Annotated in this window: 20 protein-coding genes; 6 read left to right on the top strand and 14 right to left on the bottom strand. The window is 26.5% G+C overall.

The window, feature by feature from the left end:
• Positions 1–58 precede the first annotated feature (58 nt).
• Positions 59–484, bottom strand: coding sequence for a flavodoxin domain-containing protein (locus RGC78_RS03675; RefSeq protein ID WP_252212693.1), 426 nt, complete (start codon positions 482–484; stop codon positions 59–61).
• A 181-nt stretch (positions 485–665) separates the two neighbouring features.
• Positions 666–1739: an undecaprenyldiphospho-muramoylpentapeptide beta-N-acetylglucosaminyltransferase gene (murG, locus tag RGC78_RS03680; protein WP_252212694.1), complete on the bottom strand. Its 1074-nt coding sequence runs from the start codon at positions 1737–1739 to the stop codon at positions 666–668.
• A 412-nt stretch (positions 1740–2151) separates the two neighbouring features.
• Between murG and RGC78_RS03685 the strand changes: the two genes are divergently transcribed.
• The 3 genes from RGC78_RS03685 to RGC78_RS03695 all read left to right on the top strand — a co-directional run bounded on the left by RGC78_RS03685 (position 2152) and on the right by RGC78_RS03695 (position 4534).
• The gene (locus tag RGC78_RS03685; RefSeq protein ID WP_252212695.1) at positions 2152–2349 is read left to right on the top strand and encodes an alpha/beta-type small acid-soluble spore protein; all 198 of its coding nucleotides are present in this window, start codon (positions 2152–2154) and stop codon (positions 2347–2349) included.
• Positions 2350–3020: 671 nt separating this feature from the next.
• Positions 3021–4316, top strand: coding sequence for an acetyl-CoA hydrolase/transferase family protein (locus RGC78_RS03690; protein ID WP_252212696.1), 1296 nt, complete (start codon positions 3021–3023; stop codon positions 4314–4316).
• Between the two features lie 29 nt (positions 4317–4345).
• A complete protein-coding gene (locus RGC78_RS03695) occupies positions 4346–4534 on the top strand; it encodes a hypothetical protein (protein ID WP_252212697.1) in 189 nt (62 codons plus the stop codon).
• Positions 4535–4658: 124 nt separating this feature from the next.
• Here the strand turns inward: RGC78_RS03695 and recJ are convergent, their stop codons facing one another.
• The 10 genes from recJ to RGC78_RS03745 form a co-directional block, all read right to left on the bottom strand.
• Positions 4659–6425 carry a single-stranded-DNA-specific exonuclease RecJ gene (gene recJ, locus RGC78_RS03700; RefSeq protein ID WP_252212698.1) on the bottom strand — a complete coding sequence of 589 codons (1767 nt, stop codon included), beginning with the start codon at positions 6423–6425 and terminating at the stop codon, positions 4659–4661.
• 125 nt (positions 6426–6550) lie between these two features.
• Positions 6551–7087, bottom strand: a complete 537-nt coding sequence (locus RGC78_RS03705; protein WP_252212699.1) for a DJ-1 family glyoxalase III — start codon at positions 7085–7087, stop codon at positions 6551–6553.
• Between the two features lie 18 nt (positions 7088–7105).
• Positions 7106–10015 (bottom strand): DNA topoisomerase IV subunit A, encoded by a 2910-nt coding sequence (locus RGC78_RS03710; protein WP_252212700.1) that lies wholly within the window; start codon positions 10013–10015, stop codon positions 7106–7108.
• 20 nt (positions 10016–10035) lie between these two features.
• A complete protein-coding gene (locus tag RGC78_RS03715) occupies positions 10036–11985 on the bottom strand; it encodes a DNA gyrase/topoisomerase IV subunit B (RefSeq protein ID WP_252212701.1) in 1950 nt (649 codons plus the stop codon).
• Positions 11986–12323: 338 nt separating this feature from the next.
• A complete protein-coding gene (locus RGC78_RS03720; protein ID WP_252212702.1) occupies positions 12324–13754 on the bottom strand; it encodes a glycosyltransferase family 2 protein in 1431 nt (476 codons plus the stop codon).
• Positions 13755–14333: 579 nt separating this feature from the next.
• Complete coding sequence (gene gdhA / locus RGC78_RS03725; protein ID WP_252212703.1) at positions 14334–15686, bottom strand: NADP-specific glutamate dehydrogenase; 1353 nt, start codon at positions 15684–15686, stop codon at positions 14334–14336.
• 173 nt (positions 15687–15859) lie between these two features.
• Positions 15860–16471, bottom strand: a complete 612-nt coding sequence (locus tag RGC78_RS03730) for a DUF2238 domain-containing protein (RefSeq protein ID WP_252212704.1) — start codon at positions 16469–16471, stop codon at positions 15860–15862.
• A gap of 86 nt (positions 16472–16557) precedes the next feature.
• A complete protein-coding gene (locus RGC78_RS03735) occupies positions 16558–17523 on the bottom strand; it encodes a rhomboid family intramembrane serine protease (RefSeq protein ID WP_252212705.1) in 966 nt (321 codons plus the stop codon).
• A gap of 283 nt (positions 17524–17806) precedes the next feature.
• The gene (gene pepF / locus RGC78_RS03740) at positions 17807–19591 is read right to left on the bottom strand and encodes an oligoendopeptidase F (RefSeq protein WP_309556069.1); all 1785 of its coding nucleotides are present in this window, start codon (positions 19589–19591) and stop codon (positions 17807–17809) included.
• A 45-nt stretch (positions 19592–19636) separates the two neighbouring features.
• Positions 19637–20035: a DUF6762 family protein gene (locus RGC78_RS03745; protein ID WP_252212707.1), complete on the bottom strand. Its 399-nt coding sequence runs from the start codon at positions 20033–20035 to the stop codon at positions 19637–19639.
• Between the two features lie 414 nt (positions 20036–20449).
• Here RGC78_RS03745 and RGC78_RS03750 point away from each other — a divergent pair, with 414 nt between their 5' ends.
• The 3 genes from RGC78_RS03750 to RGC78_RS03760 all read left to right on the top strand — a co-directional run bounded on the left by RGC78_RS03750 (position 20450) and on the right by RGC78_RS03760 (position 22471).
• Entirely contained in the window at positions 20450–20872 is a 423-nt protein-coding gene (locus RGC78_RS03750) for a hypothetical protein (RefSeq protein ID WP_252212708.1), read from the top strand.
• Between the two features lie 97 nt (positions 20873–20969).
• The gene (locus RGC78_RS03755; RefSeq protein WP_252212709.1) at positions 20970–21644 is read left to right on the top strand and encodes a metal ABC transporter ATP-binding protein; all 675 of its coding nucleotides are present in this window, start codon (positions 20970–20972) and stop codon (positions 21642–21644) included.
• A 32-nt stretch (positions 21645–21676) separates the two neighbouring features.
• Positions 21677–22471: a metal ABC transporter permease gene (locus tag RGC78_RS03760; protein WP_309556070.1), complete on the top strand. Its 795-nt coding sequence runs from the start codon at positions 21677–21679 to the stop codon at positions 22469–22471.
• Positions 22472–22719: 248 nt separating this feature from the next.
• On the opposite strand, the gene RGC78_RS03765 is transcribed toward RGC78_RS03760, so the two are convergent.
• Both RGC78_RS03765 and RGC78_RS03770 read right to left on the bottom strand, forming a co-directional pair.
• Positions 22720–23133, bottom strand: coding sequence for a Fur family transcriptional regulator (locus RGC78_RS03765; RefSeq protein WP_252212711.1), 414 nt, complete (start codon positions 23131–23133; stop codon positions 22720–22722).
• Between the two features lie 62 nt (positions 23134–23195).
• Entirely contained in the window at positions 23196–23747 is a 552-nt protein-coding gene (locus tag RGC78_RS03770; protein WP_252224721.1) for a manganese efflux pump MntP, read from the bottom strand.
• Positions 23748–23863: the final 116 nt, after the last annotated feature.

Below are 23863 nucleotides of genomic sequence, written 5' to 3' on the forward strand. Positions count from 1 at the left end.
ATTTAACAATGTATTATATTATAAAAGTAAGTCTTGATGACTTACTTAATAAACACTATTATTTAGCAAGTTTTTTACCTAGCAATTGTGCATTTTCTAAATTTTCTTTTGTTGGGAATTCTTTTACAACCAATTCTCCAATGCAATTAAATCCATATGATTTCATTGTATTAGACCATAATTTAATAAACATATCATTTGTCCATCCATGACTCCCAAACAAAATACATTTTTTATTATCAATAGATAAACCCTTTAAACTATCAATAAATGGTTGCATTTCCTGTTCTTCTATATTATCTTGGTCCATTGCAGGACTTCCAAATGCTACAGAATCTGCTTCTAAAACATCATTAATAGTCGCATCAGCAACATGTTTTAAAGTTACCTTTGCTCCAGATTCCTCAGCGCTATCCGCAATCATATTCGCAAGTATTTCTACACTACCACCACAACTCCAGTAAATGATTGACACTTTTTTCATAAATAGCACCATTCCTTCCAACACACAATAAATAGTCATTATTATAGTACATTATAATTGTACTATAAATTAACTTACACACTTTATTATATATCACATAATTTTTTTTGCAAGTTTTGATTATCTAAAGTTGATTAATTATCCAATTTATTCATTAAAATATTTACATCTATGAATATTTTTATCCTTTAATACTTTTTAATATCACTTCTATAATTAAATCAATACTATTTTTTCCATTCATATTATTCATTGCATTAATTATAGTTTTTTTATTAGATTTTAATTCTAGAATCTTATTACATAATGTATCATTTATAAGTTCTTCTTCATTTAACACTAAAGCATATCCCTCTTTTTTAAATGAATTTGCATTTAAGATTTGATCACCTCTGCTAGCTTTTTTAGAAAGCGGTACTAAAAGCATTGGTTTTCTTAACGCTAAAAATTCAAATATTGAATTTGCTCCAGCTCTAGATATTATATAATCAGCTGTATTCATTAAATGTGGTAATTCTTCTGATACGTATTCAAATTGTTTATAACCAGATTTATTTAGAAAATTATTATCTAAATTCCCATTTCCACAAATATGAATAATATTAAAATCCCTCAACAATAAATCTAAATTGCCTCTTATTTGATCATTGATTATTTTAGATCCTAAACTTCCACCCATTATTAAAAGCACTTCTTTTTCTTGTTTAAATCCACAAATCTTTAGACCTTCTTCTCTACTTCCATGTAAGATTTCATTTCTTATAGGACTTCCTGTAAGTACTCCTTTATTATCTTTTATAAATTTAAGACTTTCTCTAAAAGTTACACATAGTTTGCTGCAAAAAGGTGCACTTAATTTATTAGCAAGACCTGGAGTCATGTCAGATTCATGTGCTACAACTGGTATTTTTCTTAAATGTGCAGCTATAACAACTGGAACAGCTACAAAGCCACCTTTTGAAAATACTACATCTGGCTTTTCCTTCTTTAATATTTTGTTTGCATCTTTAATTCCTTTTAACACTTTAAAAGGATCAGTAAAGTTTTTTAAATCAAAATATCGTCTTAACTTTCCTGATGATATCTGAAAATATGGAATATTATTATTTTTAATTATTTCTTTTTCTATCCCATTTTTACTTCCAATATATTTAACTTCAAATCCATTTTCTTTAAGTGCTGGTACTAAAGCTAAATTAGGTGTTACATGCCCCGCAGTACCTCCACCTGTCATTATTACTTTATATTTATACACCAAAACTCATCCTTTCATTATTACTAAGAACAAAAGTAGCTAAGCCACAATTTGTTTGTTGAAGTTCTTTCTAATCTATATTACATGATCTTTTTAAAATCACATTATTCTATATAATACTTTTTAATTATAATAATTCTACTTATACATTATAACTATTAATTCCTATTAGTCACCATAAAAATACACTTATTGTTTATAATTCATCAGAAATATTTTAAATTAATTCTTTTAAATAGCCTATGTTTTAGCAGAGTGCTGATATATTCATTTAAAATAGAGCCTTTAAATAAAATATTTCATCTTCTATCTTTTTATTTATATGTACTAATCAAATCCTTATTTACCGTAATTTATATATTATAAAATCGGATTTTTTACACAAGCTATAGACATAAAGGAGGTGATAAATATGAATAATAACAGCGGATATAATAATCCTATAGTTCCAGAAGCTAAAGGGAAGTTAGCACAATTCAAAAATGAAGTTGCTAATGAAATGGGTGTACCATTTAAAGAATATAATGGAGACCTAAGTTCAAAACAATGCGGAAGCGTTGGTGGAGAAATGGTTAAAAGAATGGTAAAACAATATGAAAATAATCTATAACTATTTAACACTCCTATAAAAAAGTGTCTAGACCACATTTGTTAGTTGAAAATTGAAAGTTGAGAGTTCAGAGTTTCGTTTGAAATCTAAAAATTTTCTAAAAATATATATTTTAGAATTTTATCAAAGATTTTTTCTTTTACTCTCTACTCCTAGCTTTCAATTATCAACTAATTTCTATGTCATTTTTATTTATCTCAATTTTTTAAAGTTTAAAAATTATATATTTTCTTTTGTGCCTTTCATTATGGAGTTTTATAAAGATTAGTATTCCTATTAGAAACCATAAAATTTCATAAACATATCTAAATATTAAATAAATTCTGAAAATATTCTGAAAATAGTATTGTTTTTTATTTAACAATGTAGTATATTATACCTATAAAGTTAAATAAAAACTTTAATTGCTGTTTATAGGTTTATATTTTTATATTATCAATATAAAAACTGTATTATTTATGACAATATAAGCATATAAATAACACATATTAATCAATATCATATATTTACTAGAAAATTAGTTATTATTAAATTTATATTATATAGTATTCAACAATATAATATAAGAATATTATATAAGATATTGATAACTTTTACACTACAAAAGCAAACGTTTTTTTATAAATTTATTTGTTAATAAAATAACATTCATTAGCTAGGAGGATACTTTTATGAATTATTCAGAACAATTAAAAAACAAAACTATAACTGTAGAAAAAGCTTTATCACTTGTAAAATCAAACGATGAAATAGTTACTTCATTAGGACCTTGTGAAGCAACATTGTTCATGTCAAAGCTTCATGAAATAAGAGACAGAGTAGAAAATGTAAGTGTAGTTAGTATGCTTAGTGCTTTAGATTATAAATATCATACAGACCCAAGTATGGCTGGACACTTTGTAAATGAATCTACATTTTTTGCTGGACCAGCTAGAAAAGCTCATTCAACAGGTTTAGTTTCATATATACCAACTCATCTTAGATATGCTGGTATCAATAGACTTGATTATAAAACACCTAATATATTCGTTGGTGCTGTTACACCAATGGACAAGCATGGTTTCTTCTCATTATCACTTTCTACTGTATATGAAAGAGATTCTTTAGAAAAAGCAGATGTAGTTATATTCGAAGTAAACAAAAATTTACCTAGAATATTTGGAGATACTTCAGTTCATATAAGCCAAGTAGATTACTTATATGAAAGTAATGAAAAAATACCAGAATTATCTCCTAAGGAACCTTCTGAAAAGGATTTTATAATAGGTCAATATATCGCAGACTTAGTAGATGACGGTGCTACTATTCAACTTGGAATTGGCGGAATTCCAAATGCTGTTGCTAAATCATTAATGACAAAGAAAGACTTAGGAATACACACTGAAATGATTACTGAAGGTGTAGTTGATTTATTTGAAGCTGGAGTTGTTAATAATAGTAAGAAAACTCTTCATAAAAATAAAATCATAGGTGCTTTCGCATTCGGTTCTCAAAGATTATATGACTTTTTAGATGATAATCCTTGTATTGAAATGAAGAGATGCTCTTATGTAAATAATCCTTATACTTTAGCTAAAAACAATAAGATGACATCTATAAACACATCTCTTTCTGTAGATTTAACTGGTCAATGTGCTTCTGAAAGCTTAGGCTTTAAACAATACAGTGGAACTGGTGGACAAACTGACACAGGAATTGGTGCACAAATGAGTCCTGGTGGAAAATCTATAATCGCTCTATACTCTACTGCTAAGAATGGTACTATTTCTAGTATTGTACCTAGTCATTATATGGGTGCAGCTATTACATATTCTAGAAATGATGTTCAATATGTTGTTACTGAATATGGAGTTGCTAACCTTCGTGGAAAAAGCATTAGAGAAAGAGTTGATAGCTTAATCGCTATAGCTCACCCTGACTTTAGACAAGAACTTAAGAAGGAAGCTGTTAAGAATAGAATTTGGTAGAATAAAATTTGGTAAAGGAAGTGCTAATTATGGATGATAAAAGTAAATTAAAGGAAATCCTAAGCAAATTGGATTCTATTAACGACAAAGTTAATAATATTCAATATCAAATTTTCCAAACAAGTGAATATTCTGATAATGGTAGCTATATAGATTTTTTATATGACACTTATACAGAGTCACTTATAGAAAATGTTTGTCAGGTAATAGGTGATTAGTTTTATTATAAAGATGGATAAGTAGGAATGTATTTTTCTACTTATCCATTTTCAATTGTAAAATAGCTGTGTTTTAAATATTGCTAATCTTAAAACTACTCACTTATATTTTTATAATAAAAATTTATCTATAATTTTGTATAACTATTTGAATGTTTATATTTCCATTGTATTCATTTATGCTTGGATAAAATATTAGATCTAAATTTATTGAATTAAATTCCCCATCATATAATTTTTGCAGTTCTTCATAATTATATTTCTTAGTTATATATTCTTCAAACTCTTCAATATCCCCAAAGTAAATTGATTCTATTGCTCTTCCATTGGAAGTTTTCAATTTTATTTTTAATACGTTTTTATTTTGTCCAAGTACCATAGCTTTTACCGCATTGATATTTTTTGCTCCAAACAATGGTTTAGAATTTCCCTTTCCAAAAGGCTCTAAAATCTCCAAATCATTTATCATATCATAATTAATATTTTCTAATCTCAAAGGTACATCAATTGTTACTTTAGGAATAAGTTCTTCTTCTGTTAATTTAGTATTTCTATTAAGTCCTTTTCTAAGTAAGTCTATATTACTTTCTTCTAAAGACAGCCCAGCAGCCATTGGATGCCCCCCAAACTTATTTAATAAGTCCTTACATTTTAACAATTCTTCAAACATATTATATTCTTCTATTGATCTTCCAGAACCTTTTACATCATCTTCCGCTTTTGTAAGAATTATTGTAGGAACATTATATCTTTCTCTTATTCTTCCTGCTATTATTCCTGCTAAACTTTCATGAACTTCAGGAATATATATAACAAATACCTTATCATCTTTCATAGTACTGCCTTCTATAATTTCTACAGCCCTTTCCACACCATCGCTAGTCATGCTTTTTCTTTCATCATTTAATTCAACTAACTCTTTTGCTAAACTCAAAGCTTCCTCTTCATTTTCACATAATAATAATCGTAATCCCTTTTTAGCTGAATCTAATCTTCCTGATGCATTTATACATGGTCCTATAACAAAACCCAAATGATAAGTTGAAATTTCCTTACCATCCATCTTAGTTTCTTTCATTAAATATTTTAATCCTAAATTGGTAGTATTGTTTATCATCTTTAATCCATTTTTAACAAATATCCTATTTTCATCAATTAAATCTACAACATCACACACAGTTGCTATGGCAACAAATTCTATTAGCTTATAAAGTTCTTCCTTAGAAATATTAATTTTTTCATATAAAACTTCAATTAGTTTAAATGCCACACCAGCACCACATATTTTATCAAATTTATATCCACACTCAATTTGTTTAGGATTAATTATTGAATCTGCTTCTGATGATATAAAAGTTCTATCTCCTTTTTCATCTTCAACGAAAGGAATGTCATGATGATCTGTTACTATCACTGTCATACCTAACTTTTTAGCATATTTTATCTGTTCTATTGCAGAAATCCCATTATCGCATGTTAATAAAGTATCTACTTCATCATTCTTAGCTTCAAGTATTATTTTTTTATTTATACCATAACCATCTTTTATTCTGTCAGGTATTTCATAATCAACATTGGCACCACATTTTTTAAGCGCTGTATATAATATATAAACACTTATTACTCCATCAACATCATAATCACCAATTATTCTAATTTTCTCTTTAGAATCTATTTTTTCTTTTAATATTTTAGTAGCCTTTTCTATATCCTTCATCTTATATGGATCGTGAAAGTTACTATAAATAGGATTTATATAATTTTTTATCGTATCCTCTTCTACAATATTTCTATTTATCATTAATCGAGTTATTAATTCACTAATACCATATTTTTTAGATATATTCTTATAATCGGCTTTAATATTTTTTACAAACCATCTTTCTTTCATTTTATCCCCTCACCTTTTACAAATAATAACAAACAATCCACAACTTCACTTAAACTTCATGTTAAAAAGTGGATAAAATCGTGGATTGTTTATATTTTGCTATATTTTAGTAGAGTGTTGATATATTATTTATATAACATAGACTTAGCTAATTCTTCTACTTTATCGTATCCCAGCTTTTCTATTAACTTATAAGCAAATTCTATAGCTGTTGCTGGACCTCTACTCGTTATTATATTACCATCAACAACAACATTATCTTCTTTGTAGTTGCAATTTATAAGTTCATCTTCAAATCCAGGATATGAAGTTATATTTCTTTCATTTGTTAATCCTGCTTTTCCAAGTACTATAGGAGCTGCACAGATAGCACCTATTATTTTACCTTGTTTATCATGCTTGTTAACAAACTCTATAACTCTTTCATCATCTTTTAAGTTTTTTGCTCCAGGCATCCCACCCGGAAGTGCTACTAGATCATATTCCATATCAGACTTAAAGATCTTATCTGCTTTTATTGTAACTCCATGAGAAGAAGTTACACATTCTTTATTCATCGAAACTAAATCACAAACTATATCCGCTCTTCTTATAATATCAGATATAGTTAATGCCTCAACCTCTTCGAAACCTTCTGCTAATAATACACATGCCTTTTTCATAAAATTCTCCTCCTACTATTATACAATCATAATATCTTTCAATTCATCATCAATCATTAACATAACATTCGTTCCTCTTCCAGCACGATTTTGAAGCTTTATATCTTCAACAGTTATATTTAATTTCTCATTTGCCTTTGAAGTAAGTGAAATTTCTTGTGATCTAGGTGATATTATAACCATATTTCCATTAACCTCTAAGTATTTAGAAACATATGCTCCAAATATAACCTCATCTTCTTCTCTTAAACTAATGCCAGTAACTCCAGATGCAACCTTTCCCATAGAATTAACATTCTCAACTGGGAATCTTATTGCCATACCCTTCTTAGTTATCATTATTAAATTTCCTAAAGTTATATTATTTATATCTACAGATATAACCTCATCATCTTCTGTCTTAAGTTTATAGAAAAACTGCTTTTGAGTATTTACTTTAAACTCATTTAATAAAGTTTTCTTTACTAATCCCTTTTTACTAAAAGAATAAAGTGCTAAATTATTATCGTAAGAAGAAATTGAACTTATTCTTATTATCTTTTCTTTCTTTTCTAATTCTCCAGTAAATACTTCTAATTTAATATCTTCATTCATTATATTTTTCAATAAGAATCCAGGTATTTTATACATATACCCCTTATTACTAAATAGCAATAAGGTTTTTAATGAATTTATTTTTGCTCTATTCGAATCTACTTTTGATGTCTTATAAGACTTAAGTATATTTTTATCGTTAATCCCTATGTTAAATTCAAAATATTCTTCTTCTTTACTTTCATTCACTTCAATAATTTCATCATCTACAGATAAATTAAATAATTGAATAGGTAAAATATTTCTTGGTACATTTTCAAGTTCTGGTACTTCTATTGTAAACTCTAAATCTAATTTAGTTTTTATATTTAAATAATCATTATTTTCTTCTCTATCTCTTAATTTAACATTCAGTAATGCATCCTGATCTCTTAATTTTAATGCTTGAAGCTTTCCATAAGATGTTTCAAATTTATCTAGTGAACTTTCTTTTATTCCACCACTTTTAGTTATAAATCTAAAAATTTTATTTGGATTAAAGTTATCTACTGATATAACTTCAACTATTTTTTCATTTTCTAAATTTAGAGATTTTATTATAGTATCAAGTCTTTCACCTTTTTCTTTCCATTTTAATTCTGGAATATTTATTCCTTTAGCTTGATACATAAACCCCTTATCCGTAAAGATAAGAAGACTATCTCTAGTATTTGAACTTATTAGATATTCTAACTTATCCCCTTCTCTATATTCTATATCCTCAGGATTAGAATTGGATCTAATATAATTTTTAACTGGTATTCTTTTTATAAATCCATCTTTAGATAAAGTTATCATAACCTCTTCAACTATTATAAGTTCTTCAATATCTATTTTACTCTTGGCATCATCTTCTATAATTTGAGTTTTTCTTTCGTCCCCATATTTATCACTTATTTCTTTTAATTCAAATTTTATAACTTTTAATAATTCTTTTTCATTTGATAATATCTTTTCAAGTCTTTTTATTATTTTTTCAAGTTCTTTGTATTCTTTTTCAAAAACTTTTATTTCAAGACCTGTTAATCTATATAGCATTAATTCTAATATAGCTTGAGCTTGTTCTGCTGTAAAAGCAAATTTTTCAATTAAATTATTAGATGCATCTTTTTTAGATTTTGAGCTTCTTATAGTTGCAATAACTTCATCTAGTACATCTATAGCTTTAATAAATCCTTCCACTATATGGAATCTCTTTTGTGCTACCTCAAGCTCTTTTTCACTTCTTCTTGTTACTATTTCTTTTTGATGATTTACATAATGCCTTATCATATCTTTAAGGCTCATGGTTTCAGGCTTTCCATCAGCTAAAGCAACCATATTAAAACTTATATTACATTGAAGTTCTGTCTTTTTAAATAAGTATTTTAATATCTTATTTGCACTATCCTCATCAGCAGATTTCTTTAATTCTATTACTGCTCGTATACCATTTCTATCAGACTCATCTCTAATGTCAGATATAAGCTCTAATGCCTTTGAGTGCCTTCTATCTCCTGTCATCTCAGAAATAGTTTGAAGTAATTTTGCTTTATTCCTTCTATAAGGGAACTCTGTAATAGCTATTCCAATTCTACCACTGTCTAGCTTTTCGATATTAGTTTTCGCTCTATACGCTACTTTACCAACACCACTTTCATAGGCTGATCTAAGTGAATTTTTTCCTATTAATATTCCACCGGTTGGCAAATCTGGTCCTTTAATATGTTCCATTAATTCTTTAATATCTATTTCATTATTATCTATATATGCTAATACTCCATCTGTTACTTCTTTTAAGTTATGTGGAGGAATGTTAGTTGCAAGACCTACTGCAATTCCAAATGATCCATTAACTAAAAGGTTAGGATATCTACTTGGTAATACCTTAGGTTCAAATTCACTATCTGAATAGTTTGGAACCATGTCAACAGTATCCTTATCTATATCTCTCAACATTTCCATGGAAATAGGTGCAAGTCTAGCTTCTGTATAACGCATGGCTGCCGCACTATCTCCATCAATTGATCCCCAGTTTCCATGACCATCTATTAGTGGAGCTCTTGTTGAAAAATTCTGTGCCAAAATAGTCATAGCATCATACACTGATGAATCTCCATGTGGATGAAATTTACCTAATATATCTCCTACTATTCTTGCCGACTTATAATAAGGTCTATCTGGAAAAGCCTTTAGAAGATATGCTCCATAAAGTATTCTTCTGTGCACTGGTTTTAGTCCATCTCTTACATCTGGAAGTGCTCTTTCTTTGGCTACTTCAATAGCATAAGGCAAATAATTTTCAGGCATAGCTTCCTCTAATGGTACTTTAATTATATTATTATCTCTTGGTATACTTTGAACTTTTTTTGCCATAATATTTCTCCATTCTTAACTTAATTGAATTCTCCGTATTTATACATATAATTTTTTCTCGGCTCTACTACATCGCCCATAAGTAGAGATATCATTTTTTCTGCTTTTGCTGCATCCTCTATTGTAACTTGTATAAGAGTTCTTGTTTCTGGATTTAAAGTAGTTTCCCATAATTGTTCTGGATTCATTTCTCCAAGTCCTTTATATCTTTGAATCAATGCACCTTTCCCAATTTCTTTTTTAGCCTTTTCTAGCTCTTCATCACTATATGCATACTTTACAGTCTCAGAACCTTTATTAACCTTGTATACTTTGTATAAAGGTGGTTGTGCTAAATATAGATGCCCATTTGCAATTAACGATCTCATATATCTATAAATATAAGTCATCCATAATGTTCTTATGTGATATCCGTCTACATCAGCATCACTCATTATTATAACTTTATCATATTTCATATCATCTTGTTTATAATTTTCTAATGTCCCTGTTCCAATTGCCGCATTAAATATTCTTAACTCTTCTGAAGCTAAAACATTCTCAAGCTTTTGTTTTTCAGTGTTCATTATTTTACCTTTAGATGGCATTATAGTTTGGAATCTTCTATCTCTTGCTTGTTTTGCAGAACCTCCTGCTGAGTCTCCCTCAACAACTATAAATTCATTAACACTTTTATCTTTTAATGTACACACTGCAATTTTACCTGCTAAAGGTGCTGTTCCAACTCCAACCTTTTTCTTTTCAGCATCATTTATCTTTTTAATTTTTTCTCTTCTCTTTGCAGATTCTAATGCATTACTAATTAAAGTTGTTGCTAACTCCTTATTATCTTCTATCCATTCTAATAATTTAGTATATACTAAATCATTCATCATAGTATACGCTTCATTATTTCCTAGTTTAGTTTTGGTTTGTCCTTCAAAAATCGGATTGGTAATTTTAATTCTAAGTATTGCAGTCATACCTTCTCTTAAATCATTACCTTCAAACTCTTTATCCTTTTCTTTTATTAAGTTAAGCCTCTTAGCACCCTCTTTAAAAGCTCTCGTCATACCAGTCTTAAATCCAGTTTCATGAGTTCCAGCTTCAGTAGTTGGTATATTATTCACATAACTTGCTATATACTCTGTTGATGAATCTGTGAATTGTATACAGATTTCACCTTGCACTTGAAGATTATTTACTGTTCTTTCTCCCTCGAAAATAATAGGATTGTCATGAATAACTGTTTTGCTTTCATTTAAGTAATTAATAAAATCTAAAAGACCATTTTCTGAGTAATATTCTTTTTGAATCTCCTCATCTTTTCTTCTATCTATAAGTTCTAATCTTATTCCTTTGTTTTGGAATGCTAGCTCTTGCAATCTACTATCTATAACATCAAATTTAAAATCTGTAGAAGAAAATACCTCTGAATCAGGTTTAAAAGTGACTTTCGTTCCTGTTTTATCAGTCTTTCCAATTACCTGTAACTTACTCACAGGTGTACCTGGCATAGATCTTTTTAACTCCTTATCAAAAGCATATTCAAATCTTTGTCTATAAATATTACTGTTTTGATACACTTCTACTTCAACCCATTTTGATAAAGCATTCACTACAGCTGCTCCAACTCCATGAAGTCCTCCAGAAGTTTTATAATTTTTATTATCAAACTTACCTCCAGTATGAAGTTCTGTAAATACCATTTCAACACCTGATTTTTTCTTTAAAGGATGTATTCCTGTTGGTATTCCTCTACCATTATCATAAATTGTAGCACTTTTATCTTCATTTAAAATAATAGTTACCTTATCTCCATATCCATTTGTAATCTCATCTATAGCATTGTCTAATATTTCCCATATACAATGATGTAATCCCTTAGTTCCTGTAGACCCTATATACATACCAGGTCTAATTCTTACTGGTTCCAACTTCTCTAAAGATGTTAAATCAGTAACATCATAATTATTATTTTTTAATTCCATAAGGCCCTCCTAAAACTATACTTAAATCTATTATATTTTTAAGTAAGTACTAATATTTTAACTCTCACTATTCTATATTATATTTCCACTGTTTACTATAGCTATTATTTATAGTAAATTTACTTTTAGTACAGACATGCGAACTTATGTACTATTATACTATAAAAATATACTTTATTTTACATCTCATGTCAAAAAATAAAATATTTAATTTTAATTTACCATATTCCATATATCCCATACGCGAAAGAAGAGTGCTTTATTTAGTTATGTAATAAAAATTTTAAGCTTTATTACACCTTTTAAGCACTCTTTAAATCTAATTCTATATAACAAATTTAAACATCACATATTTCAATATTTCTAATGTGTTTAGTATGATTCCACTCTTTATTATTTTTATTCCATATTCCTTGAATAGTAATAGGAACCCAAGTTATAGTATATAATCCATATAATAAGAATCTGAAAAATAATACTAAATTACTCTTTCCTAATAATAAGAAGACTGCTAATAAGAATAATACATTAAATCCCAAAGTAATTCCTAATGCTACACCATAATTTTTTGTTGCATCTAATCCATAATTTTTTACTATATCTAAAATGTAAGGAATAAAAAATATGTTAGTTGAATACAACGCTGTCATTACAAAGAAACCCCTAGATATCTTTCTTTCAACTGCCAATATTAATGGAGTAATTATAAATTGTATTAAAGCAAATACCTTAATTCCTATACCAACCCACACATTTCCTTGGAATACTTGACTCAAAACAAATATATCATGTCCTGATGTATCTAATTGTATTATTGTTAAAATTGCTGATGCAGCTAGCATCAAAGTAATGAATGGTTGTAATACATATAATGCACAATCAAATATATACCATTTTCTTTCTTTAATTGACTTTTTAGTTAACTTCCAAAAATATCTTGATGCTACATCTGTAAATCCCTGCATCCATCTTTTTCTTTGAGTCCATGATTGAGATAATTTTAGTGGTTTCTCATCATAAATTATAGCATCATGAGCCCATCCTACTTTTTCTCCATTTAGCACAAGCTTACATGTAAATTCTAAGTCCTCAGTCAAGCAAGTTGCTCCCCAACCTAATTCTTTTAAAGTTTCAGTTTCTATTGCAAAACCTGTTCCACCTATTTGATTAGAAAATCCTACATTTTCTCTAGCTAATTGGAACATCCTATTTTGAGTCCAAAAAGCTATTGAATATGAAGTTGCTATCCATGAATCTTCAGGATTTTTACTATCAATATAGCCTTGTACAACTTTATATCCATCATTCATTTTAGAATTAATTTCTTGTAAAAAATCCTTATGAACTAGATTGTCAGCATCAAATATAGCTACTGCATCATATTGTTTTTTCATTTTAGATAAATTATCAAACATCCATTCTAAAGCATAACCTTTGCCACGTTTATCTTTATTAAATCTTTCACAGACATTAACACCATATTTTTTTGATATTTTAGCAGTATTGTCAGTACAATTATCTGCTATAACAAAAACATCATACATATCTTTGGGATAATTAAGATTTAACATACTTTCAATTAATTTACCAATAACTACTTCTTCATTATGTGCTGCAATTAATAACGCAAATTTCTTATTAGGAGTATAATTTTTCTTTTCCTTTTTCCTAATAAGACCAAAAAAACCTAACACCATATAATATAAAGTTAATATAATTACAAATATTTGAAATATCGTTGTTGTTATGGTAAAAATATTTTTTCCCATTACATTCACTCCTAATGTTAAATGAAGCTAATTCTTCACTTATTATTTTATCTACACATTTTAATTACACCTTTATTTAATATATTTCAATATAAATAAAAAATCAAGTATGTTTTTCTTAAGATAAAATTAAGATTGTTTTATTTGCGTTTTTTGTAATCATTTACCATGAGTTTTCTTAGTTTCTTTATCATTTATTTAATAATGCTTATTTCTTTTTGGTAAATTAATAAATATTATAAATCATACTTTAATTCTATATCTTTATAATTTGCATATATTCGAATATTTATTAATGTAATTTTTGTAATTAAAAAATCCTTTTTATCTTAATTTTATTTTTTCAAAAACCTAAAATTAAAATAAATTTTTTCTATAAAAATAACAAGTCCATTTACCAGTCTATTTTTCATCATGCTACGTCGTCAGATTGACCTAATAGGAACGCTATGAGTTCAATTCATCTTCTTGCCTGATGAAAAATATCAATTGCAACTTTGGACTTGTTACTTATTTCCATTTACCTAAAGTTAATTTTTATAAATTTATAAATGTTTTATTGATATAAAAGTAAAAAAATTATATAATTCCCTGACTTATCATAGCTTCTGCTACTTTCATAAATCCAGCTATGTTAGCTCCAGCTACAATATTTCCTGAATTACCATATTCTCCTGCTGCATTTTTAGAGTTGTTATATATATTTTTCATTATATCTTTAAGTTTTTCATCTACTTCTTCAAATGTCCATGATAATCTCAAACTATTTTGTGACATTTCAAGAGCCGAACAAGCAACGCCTCCAGCATTAGCCGCTTTTGCTGGTCCAAATAACACATTATTATTTTGGAATATATCTATTGCATCTAAAGTTGATGGCATATTAGCACCCTCTGCTACTGCTTGAACTCCATTATTCACTAATATTTTTGCACTTTCCGAGTCAATTTCTCCTTGAGTTGCACAAGGTAATGCTATATCACATTTAATTTTCCAAATACCATTGCATCCATCTTCATACTTAGCACTTGGTACATAAATTAAATAATCCTTTATTCTGCCTCTCTTTACTTCTTTAATTTCTTTTATAACTTTTAAATCTATTCCATTTTCATCATATATATATCCATTAGAATCACTTAAAGCTACAACTGTTGCACCTAATTCTTGTGCCTTTTGAGTAGCATAAATAGCTACATTTCCGGATCCAGAAATAACTACTCTTTTACCTTCAAATGTCATATTATTATCTTTTAACATTTCATTTGTAAAGTATACTAAACCATATCCAGTAGCTTCTGTTCTAGCTAAGCTACCTCCAAAAGTTAATCCTTTTCCAGTTAAAACCCCTTGTTCACTAGCATTTCTTAATTTTTTATAGTAACCATAAAGATATCCAATTTCTCTTCCACCTACACCAATGTCTCCTGCTGGAACATCTATATTAGGTCCAATGTGTTTGTATAATTCAGCCATAAAACTTTGACAGAACCTCATTATTTCATTATTTGATTTTCCTTTTGGATCAAAATCTGAACCACCTTTTCCCCCACCAATTGGTAATCCAGTTAAAGAATTTTTAAATATTTGTTCAAAACCCAAGAATTTTATTATACTTAAATTTACTGATGGATGAAATCTTAATCCACCCTTATATGGTCCTATGGCATTATTAAATTGTACCCTAAATCCTCTATTTACCTTTACTTCCCCATTATCATTTACCCAAGGTACTCTAAAGATGATTTGTCTATCTGGCTCAACTATTCTCTCAAGTAAAGCTGCATCTATAAATTCTGGATGCTTTGCAAATACTGGTACTAAAGAATTTAATACTTCAGTAACCGCATCTATAAATTCTGTTTCTTCCTTATTAACCTCTTTAACCCTTTTTAATACCCCATCAACATATTCCATTGCTTTTGCTTCCATTAAACTCATCTCCTTAAAATTTTACAATCAATTATTTTAGTTTAAATGATTTTGTTTATATAATACACCTTGAGGTATTATTTTGCTATAATATTATTAAAATAATATAAAAATTCACATTATATCATATAAAGTCGCTATTTATTATTAATTTACCAATTATAATTTCAGGATTATTTTATAATTTCACTAATTAATCTTTTAAAAAATCGTATATTTTTGCCTTTAATGCAACTATATTCCATAGGTGACATTGTTAGAGATCCCAATGTTCCTATTATTATATCTAGCATAGTATCAATCAAACTATTATTTTGAGAATTTAAACCAAATAATCTATCCGTAGAAAACTCCCATATCTCCCAAACGCCAGCCATTGCTATTGAAAAACTTAATATAAAAATTAGTGAAAATAGTGGATTTAATTTATCACTAACTTTATGTGTATAATTCACATATATAGAAAATCCTATAACACTAATTATGATTCCAGATACAAAATGAAGTATTTTATCATAACAATATATATATGTATATATATCAAATACATTGCCTACATACATTGCCATAATTATGAAAGTTAAAATTAACAAGTAAATCATTTTACAATGTTTAATAAAAGTAACAGAAAAAACAAACTTTGCAATAAAAATAGTAATAATAAGTAATACAATTCTAAAGACATTATCACCTGACTGAAATAATATATTAAATAGTAAGTGAATTACTAATATTGCACTCACTATTATTGTTATTATTTCATCATATGTTAATTTTCTTCTCAAAATTTATTCCTCCTCAATTTATATATCTTCTTAAACTATACTTTTTAAAACAATATTAACTGTAATTTGTTTTAAAATTAAAGCCTCTATATTTTTCTAATCATTAAAATGCGAGTAATAATTGCACCACCAATAAAACCTCCTATATGCCCTAAATTATCTATACCCTTAATGGTGAATCCAGACATTAAAGTTAAAATTATTATTCCTACTAAATTTAATATATACCCCTTTTTTAATCTATGTCTTTCTTTTATACTAAATACTAGTATTGCTCCAAGTAAGCCAAATATAGCTCCAGATGCTCCTACCGATACTGAATTTTCATTCAATAATATGCTTAATAAACTTGAAGTTATAGCTGATGTAAAATATATACATAAATATTTGTTAACACCAAAAATTCTTTCTACTTGTGGTCCTAAAATATATAATGCATACATATTAGATAACAGATGAGTTATACCTCCATGTAAAAATGCACAAGTTATTAATCTCCAAATCTCACCTTGATATATTAAATAATTATATTTAGCTCCAAAATCTATTAATACATTTATATCTATGTATAATATGCTTTTAGATTCAAATACTGTTAATAAGAATATAATCACATTTATTGCAATTAAAATTAAAGTGCTCTTCTTATTTCTTGAAAATTTATTTAACTTAAATTCAGAGCTTTTATTTATATTAATAATTATATTTTTCAAAGGTTCACATGATTTATCACATAAAACTATGTTATTATTTTTTTTATTTATAACTAATTTATTTATATTTTCCTGTTTACTTCCTAAATATTCTCCATTTGAAAATACCACTATATTTAAAGCAAAATTTTTTCCTAATGTTTTTAAATATGTTACAGCTTCATCTACGTTTATGTCTTCATGTTCTTCACTTGTAACTAGTACACAATAGCTACCATATGGTAATTCCTTTATTGCAATATAATTTAATTTATCATAAAACTTACTATAATATTCTTTAATATAAAAATTATCATTTTTTATTAAGAAATTAAATAATTTTTGTTCTAAATATTTCATTCTTAAGTCCATCCCTTTTTATTATCTATTTATATTTTTCAGGCTATATTTTATAAAAGTGTTGATATATACATAAGTAAATTGGACAGAGTAATTAGACTTTACCTATTGTATATATCAACACATATTAAAATAACCATCTTTTAAAACATATATTCCTATGATTTTTTATCACATAAGTAATACAAATGCTGCCTTAAAAATTAAGACAGCATTATATAATATATTTTTATTAGCTATGTTTTAGATATATCAACACATTGCTTAAACATATCCTTATTCTTTAAAAATCAATCATATCTAATAATTCATTAAATCTTTTTATCGTTGCTTCTAAAGGTTCATCAGTAGTCATATCAACACCTGCATTTCTTAGTATATCTATTGGATAATCACTTCCTCCAGATTTTAAGAAGCCTTTATATTTTTCAACCGCATTTTCCTTTTTCTCTAAAATAGCTTTAGAAAATGCTGAAGCTGCTGCATAACCTGTAGCATATTGATAAACATAAAAATCTGAATAGAAATGAGGTATTCTTGACCATTCAATATCTATTTCTTTATCTACAACCATATCTGGTCCAAAATATTTTACATTTAATTCATGCCATTTAGTATTGTAATCTTCAGAAGTTAAAGGTATTCCTTTTTCTAAAGTCTCATGGGTATATAATTCAAACTCTGCAAACATTAACTGTCTAAATACTGTAGTTCTTATTTGCTCTAATTCTTGATTTATCAAATAAAGCTTTTTATTTTCATCTTTTTCTTTATCTATTAAATAATGAATAAGTATTGATTCATTTGTAGTAGATGCAACTTCTGCACAGAATAAAGTATATCCTGCATAATAGTATGGTTGTTCTTTTCTTGAATAATATGAATGAATTGAATGGCCCATTTCATGTGCTAATGTAGATACATCACCAAGTTCATTATTATAATTTAATAATACATAAGGCATTGTATCATATCCACCCCATGAATATGCTCCACCTTTTTTACCTTTATTTTCATATATATCTATCCAACCATCCTCTATACCACTCTTAAATATACTTAAATATTCATCACCTAATGGCTTTAGTGCATCCAATACTATATCTACACCATCATTAAACTCTATCTTTTCTTTTGGAGTTTCAATAACTGGAACATATAAGTCATACATATGAATTTCATCTAAGCCTAAAAGTTTCTTTTTCACTTTTACATATCTGTGAAGAGAATCTAAATTATCATTTATAACTTTTACAGCATTTTTATATACTTCTAAAGGTATATTGTTAGGTTTAAGTGACGCTTCTAAGGCACAATTATATTTTCTTATTTTGCTGCTAAAATTAAAGTTTTTAATTGAGCAAGTTAAAGAAGTGGCTAATGTATTTTGAAGTTTCTCATATTCACCAAATAACTGTTCAAATGCTCTTTTTCTAAGTTCCCTATTTTTACTTCTTATAAAAGAAGAATAATTGCCCTCTGTTAATTCTATATCTTTTCCATCTTCATTTTTTATTTTTCCAAATGTCATATCTGCATTAGTTAAAATATTATGGATAGCTGATGGTGCATCTAAGCAATCAGAAGCTTGTGCTAAAAGCTCCTCCATTTCTTTTGACAATACATGTGGTTTTTCTTTTAATATGTCTTCAAATAAAAATTTATATGGTTTTAATTCATCTAATCTTTCTATTTCTTTTTCTATAAAACCATCTTCTAAACTCAATATTTCTGGAACAAAATAAGCTGTATAACTTGCAAACTCAGCCATATATATATCAATTTTGCTCATTAAACTTTGATATGTTGCATTTGAAGTATCTTCATCAGACTTTAAATGAGCATATATATATAACTTTTCTGCTTTTCTTGATATTTTTTCACTTAACTTTAAATACTCTAATATACTTTCTCCACAATTTAATTTACCTGAAAAATCCTTTAAGCTATGAGCTTCATTTTTTAAATCATTAAATTCTTTTTCCCACTCATCAATATTTTCATATATTTTTTCTACTTTCCATTTAAATTTGGATTCAATTTCTTCTCTCTTTTTCAATTCTTCCATTAATTTACCTCCTATTTAAATTACAATAGTAAATACTTTGAGATTTTAAATATATTCTTCTTTCTTATCTTTGATATTTTCCCATACATTATTCATTTCTTCTTGTATTAATGTTATGCATTCGTGTATTTTTTCTTTAATAAAATCAAAATCATCTTCATATTTAAATTTTATAACATATGTTGGATCATATTCATCTAAATCCTCTTCTATTTCATATCCTTTTTCAGTGAATCTTTCTGTATTAAATAAATCATATATAGCTGAATATTCCCATTCTTCTACATTTTTATTAGTATCAAAATACATATGTACGATTCCATCTAATACATAAAACTTTTTAACAAATAATCCACCTTCACTTACTTCAAAACTTCCTAACTCTTTCTTTATAAATCCTGTTTCACTATCTTTCTCTATTAAAACTAAACTTGAAAATTCCATAATTCAGCACCATCCTTTTAAATATTTATTCATTTATAATAAGGCACATGAAAATAAATAATAAGTTCAAAGTTGCAATGAATATTTTTCATCAAGCAAGAAGATGAATTGACCTCCTAGCGTGCCTATTAGGTCAATTTGACGACGCAGCACGATGAAAAATAGGCTGGCAAATGGACTTGTTATTTTTTTGATTGTGCCTAAATACATTATAAGTATATTTTATCTTAATAAGCAATAGAATTGCTTTTATTTATTATATTTTTCCATTTTATGTATAAAAAACATTTAAATATTTGTAAATATATGGTAATATTTTCTTACAACATTTTATATTATGTTAACCTTTAGTTTTGTATTATTAGAATTTTTTTTAATTTCCAAAACATATTAAAAACATTACAGGAGGTGTTTATGGAGAGGCAGGAGTTTTATAGTAGAAATATAAAAAAAAATAATACAATTGATTTAAATCGATATAAGAAACAAAAGGTAAAGAAAAAACAAAAAAGAACTATTTTAAAACGTTATATCTGCACATTTTTAATTTTAATTACTTTAGTTCTTTCTTCTTTTATTATTACAAAAGAAATATATATTCAAAAAAGATGTGCTGATTTAGCTTATTCTGTTGAACATTATTTTACTAACGGCTTTGATAAAAAGGATAAGCTTCTTAGAGTTCAAGAAATGTCATTAATTTATTCTGATGGAGAAAATGCTCTTGTAGAAGCTTCCGGATTATCAAAAGAAGAACCTCATAAAAAAACAATTTTAAAAGGAAATTTTAAAAAAGATAAAAGTAATTTTTGGGTACTTGATGAAGTATATAATTAGTAATAGTTGCAAACAATTTGCAACTAAGTATATAATATATTTAGGCGTTATATAATATAATGTCTAAATATATTATTTTTAAGGAGTTGATTACTTTTTGATAAAAATAAAAGATTTATCATTTTCATATACAAACAAATCTGAACTTTTATTAGAGAATATTACACTTGATATACCTGGTGGTGTTTACTTATCAATACTAGGTGAAAATGGTAGTTGTAAAAGTACATTTATAAAATTGGTACTTGGATTATTAAAACCAACATCAGGTTCAATAACTTTAGATTTTAATAAAATTTCTTATGTACCTCAAAGATTAGATAATTTTAATTCTCAATTTCCTATAACAGTAAAAGAACTGTTAACAATGCATGCAAAAACCATGGGAATTAAAAAAACTACTGAAATAGATGACGTATTAAATAAAGTTAATATGAAAAACTTCAAAAATTCATTAATTGGAAATTTATCTGGAGGGCAACAACAAAGAATATTTATTGCAAAAGCCCTTATAGGGAATCCTGATTTAATAATATTAGATGAACCATCAACTGGAGTTGATGAAAAAAGTCAGAATGAAATCTATCCTTTATTAAAAAGTTTAAATGAAGATTTAAACAAAACAATTATATCTGTTGAACATAATACAGATGTTGCACTTAAGTATTCTACTCATATTTTAAAAGTTAATAGTGGTATTCTTACTTTATATACTAAAAAAGAATTTATTAATTATCTTGAATGTGAACATCATAAGTCTTGCGCAATGTAAATATTTTATTAATTTTAGAAAGGTAATTATATATGTTTGAATTAAGTTTTATGCAAAATGCCTTTATGGCTGGAATTATAGTAGCAATACTTTGTCCATTTATTGGTCTATTTATTGTTCTTAGAAGAAATTCTATGATCGGAGATACATTATCACACTCATCCTTTGCTGGAGTAGCTATTGGCCTCGTAATAGGAACAAATCCAATAATTACTGCTTTTTTATTTACATCACTTTGTGCAATAATAATAGAATTTCTAAGAGATTATTATAAAAAATATTCTGAATTAGTTATGTCTATTGTATTGACCTTAAGTTTAGGTATTGCAATTATATTAGTAAGTAGCGGTAAAGCTGTTGCTAAAGTAGATTCTTTTTTATTTGGTAGTATATTAACTGTAACAAGAGCAGATATTTTGTTAATTGCATTAATTGGTACTGTTTGTATAATACTTTTACTTATAATTTATAATAAATTAATATATGTAACATTTGATGAAAGCGGTGCTAAAACTGTTGGAATAAATGTTAAACTTATAAATTACATATTTACATTATTAGTTGGTGCAACTATATCTCTTTCTATTCAAATAATGGGAATTTTAGTTGTTTCATCAATAATGGTAGTTCCTGTAGCAACTGCTATGCAATTAAAAAAGGGGTTTAATAAAACACTAATTTTTTCTATAATCTTTGGGTTAATAGATGTTATATTAGGTCTAGTTTTATCATATTATCTTAATAGCGCTCCTGGAGGAACAATTGCTTTAACTTCAGTAATAATGCTAATATTAACTTTAATTTTTACTTCTAACAAAAATCATTAAAACATAGGTAATAAAAAATGCTACATAAACATTTATTTTAAAAATAAATTCTTATGTAGCATTTTTTATTTAGTTCTGTTTTATTAGTATTATCAATAATTTAATATTCTTAAAGCAAAATCCTATCCTTTATCCCACATAGATATCATCTATAATTTTAATAATGGAAAAACGCTTTTAAAATAACGATTTTTTTAATTCTCAATACTTTATAAACTCAATTTGAAGTTAAGAACTCTATCTATACTTTACTTATTTTTTTTGCACTCTTGACATACACCTTTAAGAATAAGGTTATGTTCTGTTAATGTAAAACCAGTTTTGTTTTCTACAAGTTCTTGTATTTGAATCATAGGACATGGAATCTCAACTTCTTTATGACAAATATCACATTTTAAAAAATGCATATGAGTCTTTTTCTTTAATTTATAAGAAAATACTCCATCTTCAAGAACAATTTTATCAATTATATCTTTTTCTTCAAATAACTCTAATGTTCTATAAATAGTACTTAAATTAATATTTATATTATCACATCTACATATTTGATATATTTTTTCTGCACTCAAACTATTATTAGAAATTCTTAATATTTCTAATATCTCAATTCTTCCTTTGGTTACTTTTATATTCTTATTTTTTAAAAACTCTTTTAAATCCATTAGTCTATCCCCTAATAAACATTCTTAAGTTTATTATAACACATGATTATTAAAGAACTATACTAAAAGAATACCATTTTTAATCCAAATAATATTAATATAACTCCTGCTAAAAAATCAGCATATTTACTTATAAAACTAATCTTTCTTATATATTTACATAAAAACAATCCACTTAAACATATTATCAATGTTATAAGCCCTATAAGCAAAGAATCTAATATAAGAAGTAAACTATTGTTTAAATTATGAAGAGTAGTAAATCCAACAACTAACGCATCTATGCTTACAGATACTCCTAGTATTATACAAGTACTACTCTTCTCTAATACATCATTTTTCTCATTATTCAATCCATCAAACATCATAAGTATACCTATAATAAAAAGTATTATACCACCTGCCAAAGAAGATATATTTACAATATAGAGATCAAATAAATATCCTATAGTACCTCCAACATAAGTAAACAAAAACTGAAAAAAAGCAAATGACAGTATAAATTTTATTTTATTTCTGTAAGTAAGTATAGAATTTAATCCTATACTCAGTGTTACGCCAAACGCATCCATAGCTAATATAATTCCTATTAATATAACTTCGCTTAAACCCATAATAATCACTTTCCTTATATCTATTAAAATTACTATCTATAATAATAATTATTATTATGAAACTGAAAATATATGCAAAAATAATTAATTAATTTAATATTTATCAAAAAAACTAT

The sequence above is a fragment of the Clostridium aquiflavi genome, from assembly GCF_031344075.1.
GTDB classification, from domain to species: Bacteria; Bacillota; Clostridia; order Clostridiales; family Clostridiaceae; genus Clostridium; species Clostridium aquiflavi.

Bases quoted from the DNA above. Each gene is read 5' to 3' on its own strand.
- recJ (WP_252212698.1), bottom strand. From the start codon at position 6,425: ATGAAAGAAAGATGGTTTGTAAAAAATATTAAAGCCGATTATAAGAAT.
- RGC78_RS03675 (WP_252212693.1), bottom strand. From the start codon at position 484: ATGAAAAAAGTGTCAATCATTTACTGGAGTTGTGGTGGTAGTGTAGAA.
- RGC78_RS03765 (WP_252212711.1), bottom strand. From the start codon at position 23,133: ATGGATTTAAAAGAGTTTTTAAAAAATAAGAATATAAAAGTAACCAAA.
- RGC78_RS03760 (WP_309556070.1), top strand. From the start codon at position 21,677: ATGTTTGAATTAAGTTTTATGCAAAATGCCTTTATGGCTGGAATTATA.
- RGC78_RS03705 (WP_252212699.1), bottom strand. From the start codon at position 7,087: ATGAAAAAGGCATGTGTATTATTAGCAGAAGGTTTCGAAGAGGTTGAG.
- RGC78_RS03695 (WP_252212697.1), top strand. From the start codon at position 4,346: ATGGATGATAAAAGTAAATTAAAGGAAATCCTAAGCAAATTGGATTCT.
- gdhA (WP_252212703.1), bottom strand. From the start codon at position 15,686: ATGGAAGCAAAAGCAATGGAATATGTTGATGGGGTATTAAAAAGGGTT.
- RGC78_RS03750 (WP_252212708.1), top strand. From the start codon at position 20,450: ATGGAGAGGCAGGAGTTTTATAGTAGAAATATAAAAAAAAATAATACA.
- RGC78_RS03770 (WP_252224721.1), bottom strand. From the start codon at position 23,747: ATGGGTTTAAGCGAAGTTATATTAATAGGAATTATATTAGCTATGGAT.
- RGC78_RS03685 (WP_252212695.1), top strand. From the start codon at position 2,152: ATGAATAATAACAGCGGATATAATAATCCTATAGTTCCAGAAGCTAAA.
- RGC78_RS03745 (WP_252212707.1), bottom strand. From the start codon at position 20,035: ATGGAATTTTCAAGTTTAGTTTTAATAGAGAAAGATAGTGAAACAGGA.
- pepF (WP_309556069.1), bottom strand. From the start codon at position 19,591: ATGGAAGAATTGAAAAAGAGAGAAGAAATTGAATCCAAATTTAAATGG.
- RGC78_RS03715 (WP_252212701.1), bottom strand. From the start codon at position 11,985: ATGGAATTAAAAAATAATAATTATGATGTTACTGATTTAACATCTTTA.
- RGC78_RS03720 (WP_252212702.1), bottom strand. From the start codon at position 13,754: ATGGGAAAAAATATTTTTACCATAACAACAACGATATTTCAAATATTT.
- RGC78_RS03735 (WP_252212705.1), bottom strand. From the start codon at position 17,523: ATGAAATATTTAGAACAAAAATTATTTAATTTCTTAATAAAAAATGAT.
- RGC78_RS03710 (WP_252212700.1), bottom strand. From the start codon at position 10,015: ATGGCAAAAAAAGTTCAAAGTATACCAAGAGATAATAATATAATTAAA.
- RGC78_RS03690 (WP_252212696.1), top strand. From the start codon at position 3,021: ATGAATTATTCAGAACAATTAAAAAACAAAACTATAACTGTAGAAAAA.